Genomic DNA, 17,011 nt, shown 5'->3' with positions numbered 1-17,011 from the left:
GCCCGGCTCCCTACCGGGCGTGGCCGTTCCGCGCGGTCAGGCGGCGCAGGGCGCGGCCCAGGAGGCGGGCGTACGTGTGCTGGAAGCCGACCACCACCGGGCCGGCCGCCTTGGTGTACCAACGGGCGGGGCGGCTGAACGCGATCACCGAGAACCAGACCGACCCGTCGATCACCTCGACGAGGAAGGCCTCCTCGCCCGATTCGGGGTGTCCGGCGAGCGTGCCGTAGGCGAACCCGGCGCGCCGCGGGCCGTCCTCGACCCATACCACCTCGCAGGGGGCGGCGATGCGCAGCGAGCCGACGCCCAGGCCCGAGGTCACCGTGAGCCCTTCGACCGCGCGCGGACCGTCGGCGGTGATCCGCACCCCGATCGCGCGCTGCGGCGCGAACGTCAGCACCGCCTCGGCGGCGGCCGCCAGCACCGACGCGTCACCGATGCGGGTGCGGTAGCGCAGATGGTGGTAGCCGCGCGGCAGGGCCTCGGCACGCGTCGCGCCGACCTCCGCGTAACTGAACCCGCTCATCGCAGCACGTCCCCCGCATGTCGGCGTTAAGAAGGGCACCTTCTTCTACGGATAACGATAAGAAGGTGCCCTTCCTTCGCCTAGGTGCGGTAGACGGTGGTGGCGTCGGAGGTGACGCGGGTTTCGCGGAGGGGGGCGTTGGCGGGGCCGCCGGCGACGGAGCCGTCGGTGGCGCGAAAGCGGCTGCCGTGGCAGCCGCACTCGATGATGCCGTCCTTGACGCTGGTGACGGTGCAGCCCTGGTGGGTGCAGACGGCAGAGAACGCCTTGAACACGCCCGCCTGCGGCTGGGTGACGACGAGGCGCTCGCCTTCGAGGATCACGCCGCCGCCGACCGGCACCTTGGCGGTCTCGACCAGTGGTTTGCCCGCCGGTTTGGCGGGAGTCGTGCCGCCGGGGGCTGATGCGGCGGGGTCGCCGGGGCCGGTCGTGCCCGGGGCCGGCTCGGCGGGACCGGTCGCGGCGGGACCCGCGTCGGCGGGTTGCGGTTCCGGCTGGGTGCCCTGGCCGTACGCCTGGCAGCCCGTCAGCAGTGCGGCCGCCCCGGCCACGCCCGCCAGCACGGCCCGCCGGGAGGCGCAGCCGGCCGCGCAGACGCCGGTGCTCGTGTGGTCGTGCATCGCGTTCTCCCTGGTCATCAGAAACGCACCCCGATCGTGGTGAAGTACCAGAAGGACGAGGTCAGCCACAGGCCGATGAGGAGGGTGAAGACCGCCCCGCCGAGCAGCGGCAGGGTCCAGCCGGGCAGGCCGCGTTTGGGCAGGCTCAGCATCTTGACCGTGAACGCGCCGAAGAAGAAGCAGCCCAGCAGCGAATGGGCCAGGGTGCGGGTGTCATAGGTGGCGAAACCCAGGGCGTACAGGCAGTGCACGGCCACGGGCACGGTCAGCAGGAACGCGATCCGGCCCGACCAGCGGTGCAGCGGCCCGATCCAGGACGGCGGGTTCGCCCCGAACTTGCCCCACATCGCGAACGCGCTGACCAACTGCACCAGCGCGAGCAGCGCCGCCCCGCTGGCCAGCCACACCTTCACGGTCTGCGGGCCGGAGAACCCGGCCACGTTCACCGAGATCCCGGTCGGCGTGTGCACGCTGCCGTACACGCCCAGCGTCACGGTCACGATCGCACCGAGCAGCAGCGGCACGTACAGTCCGGCCGCCGAGACCCTGGCACGCCTGGTGGTCTCGTCGCTCATGCCTTCTTCCTTCCTGCGGCGAATGGTCGATTCATGTCGTGGCCCCGGTCAGTTCTCGGCGAGCACGCCGGTGACGGGTGCGGCGGTCAGCGCCGCGCCGTCGACGGTGACCGCGCCGGTGGCCGGGTCGATCGCGGGCGCGGGCTGGGGCACGTCGTCGACGGTGACGACACCGACCTGGCTGCCGTCGGGCAGCACGATCCAGCCGCCGACGACCTTCGCGTTGCGTACGGTCGCGGTGGCGCGGTAGAGGCCGGACGGCTTGGCGACCGCCTTCACGGTGAAGGTCCACTTGCGGCCGTTCGCGGTGACCGTGCCGGTGGCCTTGCCGCCGCCGAAGGTCCCGGTGAGGGTCGCGCCCTTCTTGCCGGTCAGCGCCAGCTTGCCGTCCGCGGCGGTGCCCTGCAGCCACACCTCGGCCATCTTGCCGTCGCACAGGTACGCGACCGCGACGCCGTCGGTGACCGCGATCGCGATCGTCGCCCCGCCGCCGTCCACGGTGCCCGCCCAGGTGGCGTTCACCTTCTCGGCGGGCGCGTCGGGCGCGGCGGCGGACGCGGTCACGGTCGGCGAGGGCGGCGCGGACGTCGCGGGCACGGCCGAGGCCACCGCCGCGCCCAGCCCGGCCGGGTCCGGCTCGCCGCCGCCCTTGGTGAGCGACAGGTTCACCGTGATCAGCACGGCCGCGAGCGCGAGGCCGGCCAGCAACGTGATGAGGGGCCCGTTGCGCTTCATCGTCAGCTCCTAACGCCGCCGGACACAGCACCGGCGACGGGTCCAGACAACCCCCGATGCGGGCGGTGCGTCTGCGTACAAGTCCACAGAGCGGATTCGCGACAGTGCTGCGGCAGTGCGGTGGGGCGTAGGGTGTCGGCGTGTCGCGCCCCTTCCTCCCGCCTGCCGTCCAGCCGGTGCGCGCCCTGGTCTGGCTGCTGCACCTGGCGCTGCCGATGGCGGGGTTGTGGCTGCTGCTGGCCGTCCCGAGCACGGACATCGCCTGGCACGACTCACACAGCCACTTCTGGCTGGTGCTGGTGGTCGCCGCGGTGAACGTGGTGCTGGGCATCCGGATCTCGGCCGTGGCACGCAGACGGGCCGACGCGCGGCTGCTGCTGGTGTCGCTGGCGTTCCTGGCCAGCGCCGGGTTCCTGCTGCTGCACGCGCTGGCCACACCCGGGGTGCTGGTGCACCACCCGTCCGTCGGGTTCGACCTGTCCCAGCCGGTGGGCCTGGCGGTCGCGGCGGTGTTCGCGCTGGTCTCGTCACTGCCGCTGGAGGGGGCGCGGGGTGCCGCGGTGCTGCGGGCCCGGCCCTGGCTCCAGGGCGGGCTGTGGGCGCTGATCCTGGCCTGGGGCGTGGTCGAGCTGCTGGACCTGCCGCCGCTGAGCGCCCGGCCCGGCCCGCGCGACGTGCAGGGCGCGATGGCCTGGGTCACCGCCGCCACCGTCGTGCTGTACCTGGTCGCCGCGTTGCGTTACTTCGGCATGCACCGGCGCAAGCCCGCCGCCATGCTGATCAGCATCGTCACCGCGTTCACGCTGCTGGCCGAGTCGAGCGTGGCGGTGCTGCTGGCGTACAAGTGGCAGCTGTCCTGGTGGGAGTGGCACCTGCTGCTGGCGTTCGCGTTCGGCTTCGTCGCGTACAGCGCCTATGTGCAGTACGGCCGGGAGGGCGGCAGCGCTGGCCTGTTCGACGCGATCACCCTGGATCAGACCGCCCGCGCGATCCGCGCCGAGTATGGCGCCGCGCTGGAGGAACTGGTCACCGCGCTGCAGGAGCGCGAGCGCACCGGGGCCGCCACCGGGCCGGTCGCCGCCCGGCTGGCCGAGCGCTTCGGGCTGACCGAGGGCCAGACCGCGGTGCTCGACCGGGCCGCCGCCGCCCTGTCCGCCGAGCGCGAGGTGTCGCGCACGCTGGGCACCCTGTTCCGGCACTACCTGTCGCCGGACGTGGCCGCCGCGCTGCTGGCCGACCCCGACCAGGCCGCCCTGGGCGGCGAGGTGGTCGAGGTGACCGCGCTCTTCGCCGACCTGCGCGGCTTCACCACGTTCTCGGAAGGCGTCGAGCCGGCCGAGATCGTGCGGATGCTCAACCGCTACCACGGCGTCGCCGTGCCGGCCATTCTCGACAATGGCGGCACCGTGGTGCAGTTCGTCGGCGACGCCCTGCTGGCGCTGTTCAACGCCCCCGCCCGGCAGCCCGACCACGCGCTGCGCGCGGTGCGCGCGGCGCTGGCCATGCAGCAGGGCGTGGACCGGATCGCGGCCGGGCACCCCGACTGGCCCCGGTTCCGGGTCGGCGCGAACACCGGGCCGGCGCTGGTCGGCAACATCGGCAGCGAGCAGCTGCGCGGCTTCAACGCGATGGGCGACGCGGTGAACGTCGCCGCCCGCCTGCAGACGCTGGCCGAACCCGGCCAGGTCGTCATCGGCGAGGCGACCCGACTGGCCGCCGGGGACGCGATCACCGCCGCGCCGCTGGGCGACCTGCCGGTCAAGGGCCGGATCGCCACGGTACGGGCGTACGCCGTCACCGGGATGCGGTCGGTGAGCGTGCCCGCGCAGGTCGCCGTCGAGCGCAGCGGGGAGAAGGCGTGAGCGGTGATTTCTGGAGCCTGCTGACTCCCGCCGAGCAGGAGCAGTTCACCCGGCGCAGCGCCCTGCGCCGGTGGAGCCGCGGCGAGGTGCTGTGCCGGGAGGCCGACCGCTCGGACTGGGTCGCCATGCTGCGCGCGGGCCGGGTCAAGGCGTCCTCGCACACCGCCGCGGGCGGCGAGGTCGTGCTCGCCGTACGCGGCCCCGGCGCCCTGCTCGGCGAGCTGTCCGCGGTGGACCGCGCGCCGCGCTCGGCCACGCTCACCGCACTGGAGCCGGTGACGGCACTGGTCATGCCGCTGTCGGAGTTCGAGGCGTACCTGCAGGCCCACGGTCGGGTGGCGTTCCTGCTGATGCGGCTGCTCACCGAGCGGCTGCGCGACGCCGACCGCAAGCGCGTCGAGTTCGGCGCGCAGGACAGCACCGGCCGGGTCGCCGCGCGCCTGGTCGAGCTGGCCGAACGCTTCGGCCGCCCGGACGGCGACGCGATCGCCATCGCGCTGCCGCTGTCCCAGGACGAGCTGGCGGGCTGGGTCGGCGCGTCCCGGGAGGCGGTCAGCAAGGCGCTGGGCGTGCTGCGCGGCGCGGGCTGGATCCGGACCAGCCGCATGTCGGTGACGGTGCTGGACCTCGCCTCCCTGCGGGCCCGCGCCGGCCTGCCCGGCTGAACCTGCCGACCTTGGCCGGGCGACCAGGGCGCATAGACTGGCGCACATGGCTGAAACCTTGCCGGCAGGCAACCGGTCCGCGATCCGGGCCGTCCCAGCACGTATGACCTTTCTCGGTACCGCCGTCCGGCACGCCGCCGCTGTCGGGGCGCTGGCATTGCTCACGGCGGCCTGCGCGCCGACCGGCGGCCCGGACCCGGCGAGCTCGGCGAGCCCCGGCGGATGGTTCTCGCCCGGCGCCGCCACGGTCAGCGTGCACCGGACCGGCGGCTTCGCCGGTGTCGACGACCGGATCACGGTCACCCCGGCAGGCGCCTGGACCGCCACGGACCGGGCCAGAACCAGCAAGTCAGGCGAACTGACCATTTCGGAGCGGGAGCAGCTGCAGACCCTCGCCGCAGATCCACGGCTGAACACCGAGGCCACTCGCCCCACCACACCGACCAAGTGCGCCGACGCCTTTCAGTACACCGTCACCGTGGATCGGACGGGCGGCAACGGAACGGTCACCGTCTCGTTCGCCGAATGCCCGGGTGACGAAAATCTGCCAGCGACCGCCGCCGCGATAGCGACCCTGGTCACCGGCGCTACCGGTAGCTGATCTTCATCCATACGCGTCTACGGATGGCATCCCGGTGACGTTTGTGTGTCGGCGGAACTGGTTAGAGTCGCGGCGATGATGTTCTTATTCCGCTCCCTGCGCCTGCGCCGCGCCGCCCGTGACCACTTCGGCTGGAACCGGTTGCGGCCCGCGCAGCTGGACGCCATGCGCGCCCTGCTGCGCGGGCGCGACGCGATGGTGGTGCTGCCCACCGGTGGCGGAAAGTCGGCCGTCTACCAGGTCACCGCGTCCCTCCTGAAGGGACCGACGGTGGTGATCTCACCGCTGCTGGCCCTGCAGCACGACCAGATCGCCAACCTCAACGACCGGGGCAACCCGGCCCTGCGGGCGGTGCGGATCAGCTCCGCGGAGACCCCGGCCAAGCAGGCCGCGGCGTTGAAGGAGCTGCGTGAGGGCACGGCCCGGTTCCTGTTCATCACGCCGGAGCAGCTCAGCTCGCCGGAGCGGATGGCCGAGGTGAAGGCGCTGCGCCCGAAGCTGGTCGCGGTCGACGAGGCGCACTGCATCTCGTCCTGGGGCCACGACTTCCGGCCCGACTACCTCACCATCGGGCACCTGATCCGGGGCCTGGGCCGCCCGCCGGTGGTGGCGCTGACCGCGACCGCGTCGCCGCCGATGCGCGAGGACATCATCGCCCGGCTCGGGCTGCGCAAGCCCAAGGTGGTGCAGACCGGGCTGGACCGGCCGAACCTGTTCCTGGAGGCCACGCACTGCCCCAGCGAGGACTACCGCTGGCGGCGGCTGCTCAAGCTGCTGGAGGAGGCCACCCCGCCGGGCATCGTGTACGTGGCGACCCGGCGCGCCGCCGAGGACCTGGCCCAGCGGCTCAACGAGGCCGGTTACGAGGCGACGGCATACCACGGGGGCATGGCGGCGGGCGTGCGCGCCCGCGCGCACGAGGCGTTCCTCGCCGACCGGGTGCCGATCATGGTCGCCACGTCGGCGTTCGGCATGGGCATCGACAAGCCGAACATCCGCTTCGTCGTGCACATGGCCCTGCCCGACTCCCCCGACAGCTACCTGCAGGAGATCGGCAGGGCCGGCCGCGACGGCGAGCCCGCGCACGCGCTGCTGCTGCACCGTGCCGAGGACGTCGCCCTGCAGCGTTTCTTCAACGGCGGCGCGCCCGACCTGGCCGAGCTGCGCACCGTGGCGGCGGCCCTGCACAGCGGCCCGGTCACCAAGACGGCGCTGGCCAAGACCACCGGCTACAACGCCCGCAAGCTCGCCGCGCACCTGAGCCTGCTGGAGCAGGTCGGAGCGGTGGCGACCGGGACCAAGGGCGAGCTGAGCGTGCCGCGGTTCGCGCCGCTGCCCGACCAGGCGGCCCGCGACGCGCTCGCCGAGCACGGGCGATACCAGGCGGGCCAGCGCTCACGCACCGACATGATGCGCCGCTTCGCCGAGATGCGCGGGTGCCGGGTGCAGGCGCTGCTGGGCTACTTCGGCGAGCAGCTCAACGACGTCTGCGGGCACTGCGACAGCTGCCACGAGGGCACCTCGGAAGTGATCGACGACGACGTGCCGTACCCGCTGCACAGCACGGTGCGCCACGCCGACTGGGGCACGGGCATGGTGCTCGGCTACGAGAAGGACCGGATGACGGTGCTGTTCGACTCGGTCGGCTACAAGACCCTGGCGGTCGCCGTGGTCACGGCGCAGAAGCTGCTGGTCCTCGAACGCGGCTGACGCCGCCGGGCCCGACCGGGGAAGATCGGGGCCGAGCCCGGCGGCGTCAGGTCAGCAGAGGCCGCCGCATCCACCGCCGGACGGCGGCACCGCGCCGTCCATCGGGTGGGGCAGGTCGTTGGCGTACCTCGGCTGGGCATGCGTGGTCAGCTTGGGCTCGACCAGGACGAATTCGCCGACGTAGTCCGGGTCGATGTTGACGATCACACTCGGGTCCGGGGTCTCCGGCTCGCCGTCACCCGGCGGCGTCCAGCCCTGGACCACGTTGATCGCCGCGCCGCGTACCCGCAGCACGCCCTGGACGACCTCCTCCGTGATGACGGCCGGCTGCTGGCTCTCGTCGTAGTAGCCGCCGGTCGAGGACACCTGCGTGCAGTTCTCGCCGTTCGCGTCGCAGCGGTAGGTGACCGAACCGCTGGTGGTGGAGCCGTTCGCCGGCTTCGACGACTCGCTGTGGGTGACCGTGGTGCCGGTGACGTTGCCGTCCTTGTCCCGCTTGTACGTGGTCTTGTCGGTCTGGCTCTCCGTGCTGCCGTCCTTGCCGGTGCGGGTGGTGGTGGTCGATTCCGACTGCACCCTGCCGCCCGCGTCCGTGACGGTGGTGGTCTCCGTCTCGACCCGCGTCTCGCCGTCGTAGGCGAAGTCCCGGTCGATGGTCACCATCGCGCTGTTGTTGCCGTCCTGATCGGTGTAGGCGATCTCGGTGCGGCCGGTGTCCCGGTCCACCCTGGTGTGCGCCGAGGAGCCGTCGTAGTACTCGGTGACGTCGCCGAACCCGTCCTCGTCGCGGGTGTTGTTCTTCACCCCGCCCCGGTCCGCGGCGTACGAGGCGCCGCCGCCCGCACTGATCAGCGAGATGTCGAGGCCGCCCAGCTTGATGCCTGCGGGCAGCCCGTCGCCGCCGCTGCCGGGCAGGTCGAGGCCGAGGGTCATGCCGTCGCTGCTCGGGTCGAGGCCGAACGCGTCGAGCAGTTTGGCGTCGATGCCCATGCGCGCCAGCGAGTCCTTGCGGGCCGGCAGCGGGAACGACTCCAGCCAGCCCCGGTCGACCTGCTCGCGCAGCTTGACCGTCTCCAGCGGGAGCAGCACGAAGACGCCCTGGCCGTACTCGAACGACGGCAGCTGCCGGCCGATCGCCAGCTCGGCGACCAGCTGCGGGGACGGGAAGCTGGCCGGGTCGAACGGGTCCGTGCGGGCGGCCAGCTCGTCGGCGTCGCACCAGCCGTCGCCGTCGGAGTCGATCACCCGCCAGGCGATGTAGCACATGCTCAGATCACAGATCTTGACCTGCTTGTAGGGGCGGCGCGGTGGTTCCTTCTCCTCCGCCGCGGCGGCGGGCGCGGACAGACCGACGGCGGCGAACGTCAGCGCGCCCGCCGCACCGAGCAGCCTGCGGGCGAGGGGGTGGGTTGGGGGTGTCATGGCCCGGATGCTGTCAGCCGCCGGGCCGTCGACCCGGCGTTCTGCAAGGTCACTGACACTCCCCGGCCACCGGACCTAGGGATCTCACCAGGTCCCCTGTCCTTGATCGTCCAACTTGCCCGGCAGGTGTGCGTATCTTGGACGCCGATACGCCCGGTTGCCTGGCAAGTCGGACGATCATGTGGTGGGCGGCGACAGGGCCGCGGCGGCGTCGGCGTCGTAGCCGCGCCAGGCCCGCAGCACGATCAGGCTGCCCACCACCAGTGGTGCGATGACCACGGCGTACGCCAGGCGCAGCGAGCCGGTGGCGTCGGAGGCCTCGCCGATCAGCCACGGGCCGAGCGCGCCGCCCAGGGTGATCACCGACTGGAGCACCGCGAAGCCCAGGCCGCGCCGGGACGCCTCGACCACGTCGGCGTTGGCCGCGGTCAGGTTCGCGATGGCACCGGCGAAGCCGACGTTGGCGAGTCCGAAGCAGATCACCTGCGCCACGATCGGTCCCACGGCCACGGCCCCGGCCAGCGCGACCGTGCCGAACAGCAGCGACCAGCCGCCCAGCCGCACCCGCCAGCCGGGACGGCGGCCGTGCCCGCGGTCGCCGAGCCAGCTGCCCAGGCCGATGCCGGCGAGGATGCCGACCAGGCCCGCGCCGCCGCCGACCGCCGCCGAGGCGGCCTCGTCGAGCCCGAACTCGCGCTGGTAGAACGACGGCATCCAGAAGAACAGCCCGCCCAGCCCGAAGAACAGGATGCTGAGCCCGCTCACCACCGAACGCAGGGTGCGGATCCGCCACAGCTCGCGCACCTGCGCCACCAGCCCCGACATGCCCGCACCGGCCCGCGCCGCGGCGGCCGGGGGCGGCGGGTCGGCGGGGTCGGCGGTCGCGGGTCGCGGCGCGGCGGGCGTGTCCGTGGCCGGGTCGGCGTACCAGGAGCTGAGGCGGTCGCCGATGCCGCGGACCGGTTCGCGGACCGTGAGCATGAGCAGCGCGATGACCGCGCCGGGGATGGCGACGAGGAAGAAGCCGGTGCGCCAGTCGTACGCCTTGGCCAGCGCCCCGCCGGCGATCACGCCGATCGGCAGGCCCGCGAAGTAGGCGGCGCGTTCGAGCCCGTAGGCGCGGGCCCGGCTGGGGCCCGGGTAGAGGTCGCCGAGCAGGCTGGACGCGGGCGGGTTGTAGAGCTGACCGGCCGCGCCGAGCAGCACCCGCACGCCGAACAGCATCGCGTAGGAGCCGGCCAGGCCGGTGCCGAGGGTGAGCAGCGCCCACACGGCGACCACGGCGGCCACGGTCCAGGTGCGCCGCCCGGTGTCGGCCAGCCGCCCGGCGGGCAGCAGCAGGAGCACCGCGGCGATCGCCCCGGCGGTGGCGATGGCCCCGGCCGCGCCGTCGTCGAACCCGAACTCGCGCTGGATCGCCGGCAGCGCCCCGGCCAGCAGGTTGTACTCGATCCGGTCGATCAGCGCGACCAGCGCCACGCAGATCGCGGGCCACCAGCCGAACGGGGCGGCGCGCCCGCGCGTGACCCGCACCGGCGGCCGCCCCGGATAGGCGGCGATCTCGCGGACCTGCTCGTCGACGGCGGGGACGGCCATGCGCCTACCTCCAGGGCTGGGACCGGGCGGTCCGGCCCGGTGCCGTGCATCCTATGTATGGGAAACGGCGTTTCGCTAGAGGAACCAGGTTGCGATCAACCGACGCACTCCCGCGAAAAGCGCTGCGCCGCAGGTGCGGCGGCCTAGCCTGAAAACATGGCGGAACACTGCGACGTGGCCGTCGTCGGCGCGGGCCTGGCCGGCCTGGTCGCCGCCCGGCGGATCACCGAGGCGGGGCTGCGGGTGACCGTGCTGGAGGCGTCCGACGACATCGGCGGGCGGGTGCGCACCGACACCGTCGACGGTTTCCTGCTGGACCGGGGCTTCCAGACGCTGTGCCCGGCCTACCCCGCCCTCCAGGAGGAGTGCGACCTCACCGACCTGCACCTGCGGCCGTTCGCGCGCGGCGTGGCGGTGCACTGGGCCGGGCGCACCCACCACCTGCGACCCGGCCCGACGGCCGCGTTCGCGCTGGCCTCCGGGCTGGTGCCGGCCGCCGACGCGCTGACGCTGGTCGAGCTGGCCGCCCGGGACACGCTCGGCTCGACCGCCGCGGTGCTGCGCCGGCCGGACGTGAGCACCCTCGACGAGCTGAGGCTGGCCGACCTCGCCCCCGCGACGGTGGACCGGGTGCTGCGCCCGTTCCTGGCCGGGGTGTTCCTGGAGGACCGGCTCGACACGTCGGGCCGCTTCTTCCATCTCATGTGGCGCATGTTCCTGCGCGGTGGAGCGGCCGTGCCCGCCCAGGGCATGCAGGCGCTGCCCCGGCTGCTCGCGGCACGGCTGCCCGTGGGAACGGTGCGCTGCGACGCGCGGGTCGAGCGGCTCACCGCGCACGGTGTGGCGGTGGCGGGCGGCGACGAGGTCACCGCGCGGGCCGTCGTGGTGGCCACCGACGGCGCCACCGCCGCGACGCTGCTCCCCGGCCTGCGGACGCCTGCCTGGCACGGGGTGACCACGTTCTACCACGCCTGTTTCGGGGCGCCGTCCGTGCACCCGATGCTGACCGTGGACCCCGGGGGCGGCGGCCTGGTGACCAACACGGTGGTGCTCACGGCCGCCGCGGCCGGGTACGCCACCGACGGGCGGGCGCTGATCGCCACGTCCACCCTGGACATGAGCACGCCGATCGACGCGCTGGAGCGCTCGGTCCGCGCCCGGCTGGCCGTGCTGTACGACGTGCCCACCGCCGGCTGGCAGTTCCTCGACGCGTACCGGATCCCGCATGCGCTGCCCGCGATGCCCGCACCGCACCGGATGCGCCGCCCCGTGCGCCACGGCTACGGCCGTTACGTCTGCGGCGACCACCGCGACACCAGCTCGGTCCAGGGCGCCCTGGTCTCCGGCCGCCGCGCGGCGAACGCGGTGCTGGCCGACCTCGGCGCACGCGTCTACGCGGCGGGCCGGGTCTGAGTCGCGATGGTGCCGGGCGCGTGCCGCGATCGGCGGACGCGCCCGGCATCGTCCCACCTAGGCGACGCCCTCGAACAGGACCTGTGGGTCGCCCGTCGCGCCGGGGCCCCACACGGCGTTGTACGCCGTCGTGTCGCCCGCCAGGTAGTAGCGGAACCAGTCGGTCAGCACCCGCCGGGTGATCTGCAGCTGGACGGCCCGGGTGATGGTGCCGCTGTCGCAGAAGGCCGACGAGGTGTCGATGAAGCCGCAGTGGAAGCCGCCGACGATGGTGCGCAGCTGCTTGGGCGCGGGCTTGCCGTTGTAGATCGGGCGCTGGTGGCTCGCGATCGGCGCGGTGCCGTCCTTCTGCCCGGCGACCAGCATCATCGGCACAGTCACCGAGGCGGCGGCGGCCGCGGCCGACGGGTTGGTCTCGGCGGCTGCGAGGTTGGCGACCGTGGTGACCGCGGGGTTGCGGGAGGCTGCCAGCACGCTCGCGCCACCACCCATCGAGTGTCCGGACAGGCCCAGCTTGGCGGTGTTGATGTGCGCGTTGAAGCGCGAGCCCGCCGTGGTGTCCTGCGCGACCAGCCAGGTGAGCTGCGCGTTGAGGTCGTCGGCGAAGGCGCTGTGGCTCGGGAACAGGCTGCCCTGCGAGGTCGGCGCGGCCACCACGAAGCCCCACGAGGCCAGGTGCTGCATGGTGCTGTAGTACTTGCTGACGCTCTGCAGGAAGCCGTGCCCGAACGCGATGGCCGGGAAGCGTCCGGCGGCCACGGCCGCGTTCTGCCCCGCCGTCGCGGCCGGGTAGTAGATCCGGGCGCTGAAGGAGCGGCCGGAGGCGCTGACCGAGGCGTCGACATAGCCGATGGCGTACGCACCGGGAGTGGAGCTGTCGGCCGCGGCGGGCGAACCGAAGCCCGCCACCGCGGCGGTGATCATGGCCAGCACGAGGATCGCTCGTCTGATCATCACTGTTCCTCTCGTCGAGGGAATCTGGTTCGCACAGTGGAACACCGTTTCCCTTGACGAGACAAGCGATGATTTATGCCAACATATCGATATGCAGGTCACGCCGCCCAGGACGGCTTGCGCCGCTGCAGGAACGCCGTCATGCCCTCGACCGCCTCGTCCGTGGCGAACAGCCGCGCCGACTCCTCGGCCAGGCGCTCCCCGCGCCCGTACAGGGCCTGGCGCACCGCGGCGGTGGTCAGCAGCTTCGACGCGGCCAGGCCCTGCGGCGAGGCGGCGCGCAGCCCGTCCAGCACCTCGGCCAGCAGCGCGTCCACATCGTCCCCGGCCTGGGTGACCAGCCCGCAGGCGACGGCCGCCTCGGCGTCGAACACCTCGCCGGTCAGGAAATAGCGCGCGGCGGCGCGCTCCGGCATGCGGGTGAGCGTGGTCAGCGAGATCACCGCGGGGGCGACACCGAGCCTGGCCTCGGTGAACGCGAAGCCGGACGCGGGCCCGGCGAGCGCGATGTCACACGCGCCGAGCAGGCCCAGGCCACCCGCGCGCACCTGGCCGTCCACCCGCGCCACCACCGGTTTCGGCAGCTCGACGATGGTCCGCAGCAGTCCCAGCAAGCGCGCGGTGCCCTCGGCGATCCCGCCGCCGGCGGCCTCGGCCAGGTCCGCGCCGGCGCAGAAGACGCGGCCGGTGTGGGTCAGCACCACGGCGCGTACGCCGGGGTCGGCCGCCGCGGCGGCCAGCGCCTCGCCGAGCTGCGCGACGAGCGCCGCGGACAGGGCGTTGCGGTTGTGCGGGGAGTCCAGCGTCAGCGTCGCGACGCCGCGCTCCACGGTCGAGGTCACGAGGTTCGGCACGGCGTCAACCCTCATCAGGTCGGCAATAAAAGTCAAGCGCGCTTGATTTATACGGCGCTGACCAGCGTTGATACGACAGACTCTTGCGTTTGCGGCCCGAAGGGCTACCGTGCACGCATGGGCACCCCTCGACGCCGGGCAGCCGACGCCACCCCGCTGGCGCCGCTCACCGGCGAGCCCCTCCCACCCGTGCGGCAGTCCACTGCCGACGACGTCGCGCTGGCCTACGAGAGAGCCCGCGCGGCCCAGTCGGGCTGGGCCGCCCTGCCCGCGCGCGAGCGGGCCCGGCCGGTGCGGCGCTTCGCCGCGCTGCTGCTGCGCCGCCAGGACGAGATCCTCGACCTGGTGCAGCGCGAGACGGGCAAGGCCCGGCTGCACGCGCACGAGGAGGTGCTGGACGCGGCGCTGGTCAGCACGTATTACGCCCGCCGCGCGCCGCGGCTGCTGCGACCGCGCCGCCGGGGTGGCGCGCTGCCGCTGCTGACGTACGCGGTCGAGGTGCGCCATCCGCTCGGCGTGGTCGGGGTGATCACGCCGTGGAACTATCCGCTGGCGTTGGCCGTCACCGACATCGTGCCCGCGCTGCTGGCCGGCAACGCAGTGGTGCACAAGCCGGACACCCAGACCGCGCGGACCGCCGCCTGGGCACGGGACCTGATGACCGAGGCCGGGCTGCCGGACGGGGTGTGGCAGCAGGTCACCGGCGAACCGGCGGACATCGGCGACGCGCTGCTCGACGGCGCGGACCACCTGTGCCTGACCGGTTCCACGGCCGCGGGCCGGGCGGTGGCGACAGGGGCCGGGCGGCGGCTGATCGGCTGCTCGCTGGAGCTCGGCGGCAAGAACCCGCTGCTGGTACGCGCCGACGCCGACCTCGACCAGGCCGCCCAGGCCGCCGTGCGGGCCTGCTTCGCCAGCGCCGGGCAGCTGTGCCTGTCCGCCGAGCGCATCATCGTGCACGAGAGCGTGCACGCCGCGTTCCTGGAGCGCTTCCTGCCCCTGGTGCGCGGGCTGCGGCTGGCCGCCGACCTGGACTACGGCCCGCAGATGGGCTCGCTCAGCCTGCCCCGGGTGCTGGCCACCGTGCGCCGGCACATCGAGGACGCGACCGTGCGCGGCGCGGTGGTGCTGGCCGGCGGCGCGGCCCGCCCCGACCTGGGCCCGCTGTTCCACGAGCCGACCGTGCTGGCCGGGGTCACCCCGGACATGGCCGTGTACCGCGAGGAGACGTTCGGGCCGGTGGTGGCCGTGTTCGCGGTGCCCGGCGACGACGCCGCCGTCGAGCTGGCCAACGACACCGAGTACGGCCTCAACGCGGCCGTGTTCAGCCGGGACACGGGTGCCGCGCGGGCGCTGGCCCGGCGGCTGCGGGCCGGGACCGTGAACATCAACGAGGGCTACGCGGCCGCGTACGCCTCGCACGACGCGCCCATGGGCGGCATGAAGTCGTCCGGGCTCGGCCGCCGCCACGGCACCGCCGGGCTGCTCGCCTACACGGCTGCGCAGACCATCGCCCACCAGCGCCTGAACCTCACCCCGCCGGCCGGCCCCGGCCAGGCCCGCTACGCCCGCGCGCTGACCGCCGCCGTGCGCGCCATGCAGCTGCTACACCTGCGCTGACCCGTTCCGGAGAGGACCCGATGCCCCCCGCCACCTCCCCCGACGCGCCGGCGCGTGCCGCGACCCTGTGTGCGGCGTTCCAGACCACCGCCGCTGTCGCGCCCGACACCGTCGCGCTCGGCGCGTACGGATCCGACGCCGTGCTGACCTGGCGCGAGTATGCCGATCGGGTGCGGGCCATCGCGGCCGGGCTGGCGGGTGCGGGCGTGCGCCGGGGGCATACGGTCGCGCTGATGCTGGCCAACCGGCCCGAGTTCCACCTCGCCGACACGGCGGCGATCCACCTGGGCGCGGTGCCGTTCTCGGTCTACAACACCTCATCGCCGCAGCAGATCGCCTACGTGCTGGACAACGCGCGGGCGCGGGTCGTGATCTGCGAGGCGCAGTACGCGGCGCGCATCGTCGCCAGCGGGGCCGGCTACGAGCACCTGGTGTGCGTGGACGGCCGCCCCGACGGCACGGTCACCCTCGACGAGCTGTGCGCGCTGGCCGAGCCGGGCTTCGACTTCGACGCCGCGTGGCGGGCCGTGCAGCCCGACGACCTGCTGACCCTCATCTACACCTCGGGCACCACCGGCCCGCCCAAGGGCGTCGAACTGACCCACGCCAACCTGCTCGCCGAGGCGGACGCGGTGACCGCGCTGTTCCCGCTGAAGCGCGCCGACCACGGGCTGTCCTACCTGCCCGCCGCGCACGTCGCCGACCGCCTGGCCAGCCACTACCTGCAACTGCTCTACGGCGCCCGGATCACCTGCCTGGCCGACCTGACCCAGCTCGGCCCCGCCCTGGCTCAGGTGCGCCCGACGTACTGGGCGGCGGTGCCGCGGGTGTTCGAGAAGATGCGCGCGCGGATCGAGGACGCCCTGCTCGACGCGCCCGCGCCGCGGCGGTGGGCGTTCCGGCTGGCGCTGCGCTGGGGCCGGGGCAGGCGGGGCGGCGCGGCCGCGCGGGCGCTGGCCCGGGTCGCGGACCGGCTGGTGCTCGGGCAGGTGCTGGCCAGGCTGGGCATGGACCGGATGCGCTGGGCGATGTGCGGGGCGGCCGCGCTGCCGGTGCCGGTGCTGGAGTTCTTCCTCGACCTCGGGCTGCCGGTGTGCGAGATCTGGGGCATGTCGGAGACCTGCGGGGCGAGCACCCTCAACCCGCCCGGGGCGATCCGCCCCGGCACCGTGGGCGTGCCCGCGCCGGGGGTGCGGGTGCGCCTGGCCGACGACGGCGAGCTGCTGATCCGAGGGCCGCTGGTGACCCGCGGCTACCACCGCGACCCGGCCCGCACCGCCGAGGCGTTCGACGACGACGGCTGGCTGCGCACCGGGGACGTGGCGACGATCGACGGCGACGGGTACCTGTCCATCGTGGATCGCAAGAAGGAACTGATCATCAACGCGGCGGGCAAGAACATGTCCCCGGCGAACATCGAGGGCGTGGTCAAGTCGGCGTGCCCGCTGATCGGCGCGCTGGTCGTGGTCGGCGACGGGCGGCCGTACAACGTGGCCCTGATCGTCGCCGACCCGGAGGCGGTCGCGTCGTTCACCGCGCGGCACGGTGCGGCGGCGGTGCCGGACGCGATCGCGGCGGGGGTCGCGGCGGGCAACGCCGAGCTGTCCCGGGTGGAGCAGATCAAGCGCTACGAGGTGCTGGACGCGGTCTGGGCACCGGGCGGGGACGAGCTGACGCCGACGCTGAAACTGCGCCGCGCGGCGATCGTGCGCAAGTACGCCTCGGTGATCGACGCGCTCTACGCGTCACCCGAAAGATATTCCCATAACGCTCAGAAATCAGAAAATTAAGAAATCCGGCCATCCGACCAAACCATGCCGGGCCCGGCGTCGAATCCCCTCCTGAAGTCACACCGGAG

At 73.6% G+C, this 17,011-nt stretch carries 15 protein-coding genes; 7 read left to right on the top strand and 8 right to left on the bottom strand.

The annotated features are described in order from the left end of the window. Positions 1 to 10: 10 nt before the first annotated feature. From AB0B66_RS17965 to AB0B66_RS17950, 4 genes are all read right to left on the bottom strand, one after another. Complete coding sequence (locus tag AB0B66_RS17965; RefSeq protein ID WP_360530431.1) at positions 11 to 526, bottom strand: DUF1990 domain-containing protein; 516 nt, start codon at positions 524 to 526, stop codon at positions 11 to 13. Between the two features lie 80 nt (positions 527 to 606). Continuing rightward, positions 607 to 1,164: a Rieske 2Fe-2S domain-containing protein gene (locus tag AB0B66_RS17960; protein ID WP_360530428.1), complete on the bottom strand. Its 558-nt coding sequence runs from the start codon at positions 1,162 to 1,164 to the stop codon at positions 607 to 609. Beyond that, entirely contained in the window at positions 1,164 to 1,721 is a 558-nt protein-coding gene (locus AB0B66_RS17955) for a DUF6529 family protein (RefSeq protein ID WP_360530425.1), read from the bottom strand. The genes AB0B66_RS17960 and AB0B66_RS17955 overlap by 1 nt, the downstream gene beginning before the upstream one ends. Positions 1,722 to 1,769: 48 nt before the next feature. Beyond that, positions 1,770 to 2,456 (bottom strand): hypothetical protein, encoded by a 687-nt coding sequence (locus AB0B66_RS17950; RefSeq protein WP_360530422.1) that lies wholly within the window; start codon positions 2,454 to 2,456, stop codon positions 1,770 to 1,772. Positions 2,457 to 2,671: 215 nt separating this feature from the next. Here AB0B66_RS17950 and AB0B66_RS17945 point away from each other — a divergent pair, with 215 nt between their 5' ends. The 4 genes from AB0B66_RS17945 to AB0B66_RS17930 all read left to right on the top strand — a co-directional run bounded on the left by AB0B66_RS17945 (position 2,672) and on the right by AB0B66_RS17930 (position 7,294). Next, the gene (locus tag AB0B66_RS17945; RefSeq protein WP_360530819.1) at positions 2,672 to 4,318 is read left to right on the top strand and encodes an adenylate/guanylate cyclase domain-containing protein; all 1,647 of its coding nucleotides are present in this window, start codon (positions 2,672 to 2,674) and stop codon (positions 4,316 to 4,318) included. After that, positions 4,315 to 4,983: a Crp/Fnr family transcriptional regulator gene (locus AB0B66_RS17940; RefSeq protein ID WP_360530419.1), complete on the top strand. Its 669-nt coding sequence runs from the start codon at positions 4,315 to 4,317 to the stop codon at positions 4,981 to 4,983. The genes AB0B66_RS17945 and AB0B66_RS17940 overlap by 4 nt, the downstream gene beginning before the upstream one ends. 46 nt (positions 4,984 to 5,029) lie before the next feature. Next, positions 5,030 to 5,584, top strand: coding sequence for a protealysin inhibitor emfourin (locus tag AB0B66_RS17935; protein ID WP_360530416.1), 555 nt, complete (start codon positions 5,030 to 5,032; stop codon positions 5,582 to 5,584). A gap of 75 nt (positions 5,585 to 5,659) precedes the next feature. Next, positions 5,660 to 7,294 carry a RecQ family ATP-dependent DNA helicase gene (locus AB0B66_RS17930; protein WP_360530413.1) on the top strand — a complete coding sequence of 545 codons (1,635 nt, stop codon included), beginning with the start codon at positions 5,660 to 5,662 and terminating at the stop codon, positions 7,292 to 7,294. A 51-nt stretch (positions 7,295 to 7,345) separates the two neighbouring features. On the opposite strand, the gene AB0B66_RS17925 is transcribed toward AB0B66_RS17930, so the two are convergent. Both AB0B66_RS17925 and AB0B66_RS17920 read right to left on the bottom strand, forming a co-directional pair. Next, positions 7,346 to 8,716 carry a thrombospondin type 3 repeat-containing protein gene (locus AB0B66_RS17925; protein ID WP_360530410.1) on the bottom strand — a complete coding sequence of 457 codons (1,371 nt, stop codon included), beginning with the start codon at positions 8,714 to 8,716 and terminating at the stop codon, positions 7,346 to 7,348. A 177-nt stretch (positions 8,717 to 8,893) separates the two neighbouring features. Then, on the bottom strand, positions 8,894 to 10,312 hold the full coding sequence (locus tag AB0B66_RS17920; protein ID WP_360530407.1) for an MFS transporter: 1,419 nt from the start codon (positions 10,310 to 10,312) through the stop codon (positions 8,894 to 8,896). Positions 10,313 to 10,468: 156 nt separating this feature from the next. On the opposite strand from AB0B66_RS17920, the gene AB0B66_RS17915 reads away from it, so the two are divergent. Beyond that, positions 10,469 to 11,725: an NAD(P)/FAD-dependent oxidoreductase gene (locus AB0B66_RS17915; RefSeq protein ID WP_360530404.1), complete on the top strand. Its 1,257-nt coding sequence runs from the start codon at positions 10,469 to 10,471 to the stop codon at positions 11,723 to 11,725. Positions 11,726 to 11,782: 57 nt separating this feature from the next. On the opposite strand, the gene AB0B66_RS17910 is transcribed toward AB0B66_RS17915, so the two are convergent. Both AB0B66_RS17910 and AB0B66_RS17905 read right to left on the bottom strand, forming a co-directional pair. Further along, the gene (locus AB0B66_RS17910; RefSeq protein ID WP_360530401.1) at positions 11,783 to 12,679 is read right to left on the bottom strand and encodes a hypothetical protein; all 897 of its coding nucleotides are present in this window, start codon (positions 12,677 to 12,679) and stop codon (positions 11,783 to 11,785) included. A gap of 98 nt (positions 12,680 to 12,777) precedes the next feature. Further along, positions 12,778 to 13,533, bottom strand: a complete 756-nt coding sequence (locus tag AB0B66_RS17905) for an enoyl-CoA hydratase family protein (protein ID WP_360530398.1) — start codon at positions 13,531 to 13,533, stop codon at positions 12,778 to 12,780. 117 nt (positions 13,534 to 13,650) lie between these two features. Here AB0B66_RS17905 and AB0B66_RS17900 point away from each other — a divergent pair, with 117 nt between their 5' ends. Next, positions 13,651 to 15,153: a succinic semialdehyde dehydrogenase gene (locus AB0B66_RS17900; RefSeq protein WP_360530395.1), complete on the top strand. Its 1,503-nt coding sequence runs from the start codon at positions 13,651 to 13,653 to the stop codon at positions 15,151 to 15,153. 20 nt (positions 15,154 to 15,173) lie between these two features. After that, positions 15,174 to 16,943, top strand: coding sequence for an AMP-binding protein (locus AB0B66_RS17895; protein WP_360530392.1), 1,770 nt, complete (start codon positions 15,174 to 15,176; stop codon positions 16,941 to 16,943). Positions 16,944 to 17,011 lie beyond the last annotated feature (68 nt).

The organism is Catellatospora sp. NPDC049111, from assembly GCF_040648615.1.
GTDB classification, from domain to species: domain Bacteria; phylum Actinomycetota; class Actinomycetes; order Mycobacteriales; family Micromonosporaceae; genus Catellatospora; species Catellatospora aurea.
Note: the sequence above shows the minus strand (reverse complement) of the source record. Positions and strands in the feature narration are given on the sequence as shown.

What these genes read in the sequence shown, in the direction of transcription:
- AB0B66_RS17960 (WP_360530428.1), bottom strand. Translation starts at nt 1,164, where the DNA reads ATGACCAGGGAGAACGCGATGCACGACCACACGAGCACCGGCGTCTGC.
- AB0B66_RS17915 (WP_360530404.1), top strand. Translation starts at nt 10,469, where the DNA reads ATGGCGGAACACTGCGACGTGGCCGTCGTCGGCGCGGGCCTGGCCGGC.
- AB0B66_RS17900 (WP_360530395.1), top strand. Translation starts at nt 13,651, where the DNA reads ATGGGCACCCCTCGACGCCGGGCAGCCGACGCCACCCCGCTGGCGCCG.
- AB0B66_RS17910 (WP_360530401.1), bottom strand. Translation starts at nt 12,679, where the DNA reads ATGATCAGACGAGCGATCCTCGTGCTGGCCATGATCACCGCCGCGGTG.
- AB0B66_RS17955 (WP_360530425.1), bottom strand. Translation starts at nt 1,721, where the DNA reads ATGAGCGACGAGACCACCAGGCGTGCCAGGGTCTCGGCGGCCGGACTG.
- AB0B66_RS17925 (WP_360530410.1), bottom strand. Translation starts at nt 8,716, where the DNA reads ATGACACCCCCAACCCACCCCCTCGCCCGCAGGCTGCTCGGTGCGGCG.
- AB0B66_RS17920 (WP_360530407.1), bottom strand. Translation starts at nt 10,312, where the DNA reads ATGGCCGTCCCCGCCGTCGACGAGCAGGTCCGCGAGATCGCCGCCTAT.
- AB0B66_RS17935 (WP_360530416.1), top strand. Translation starts at nt 5,030, where the DNA reads ATGGCTGAAACCTTGCCGGCAGGCAACCGGTCCGCGATCCGGGCCGTC.
- AB0B66_RS17930 (WP_360530413.1), top strand. Translation starts at nt 5,660, where the DNA reads ATGATGTTCTTATTCCGCTCCCTGCGCCTGCGCCGCGCCGCCCGTGAC.
- AB0B66_RS17965 (WP_360530431.1), bottom strand. Translation starts at nt 526, where the DNA reads ATGAGCGGGTTCAGTTACGCGGAGGTCGGCGCGACGCGTGCCGAGGCC.
- AB0B66_RS17945 (WP_360530819.1), top strand. Translation starts at nt 2,672, where the DNA reads ATGGCGGGGTTGTGGCTGCTGCTGGCCGTCCCGAGCACGGACATCGCC.
- AB0B66_RS17895 (WP_360530392.1), top strand. Translation starts at nt 15,174, where the DNA reads ATGCCCCCCGCCACCTCCCCCGACGCGCCGGCGCGTGCCGCGACCCTG.
- AB0B66_RS17950 (WP_360530422.1), bottom strand. Translation starts at nt 2,456, where the DNA reads ATGAAGCGCAACGGGCCCCTCATCACGTTGCTGGCCGGCCTCGCGCTC.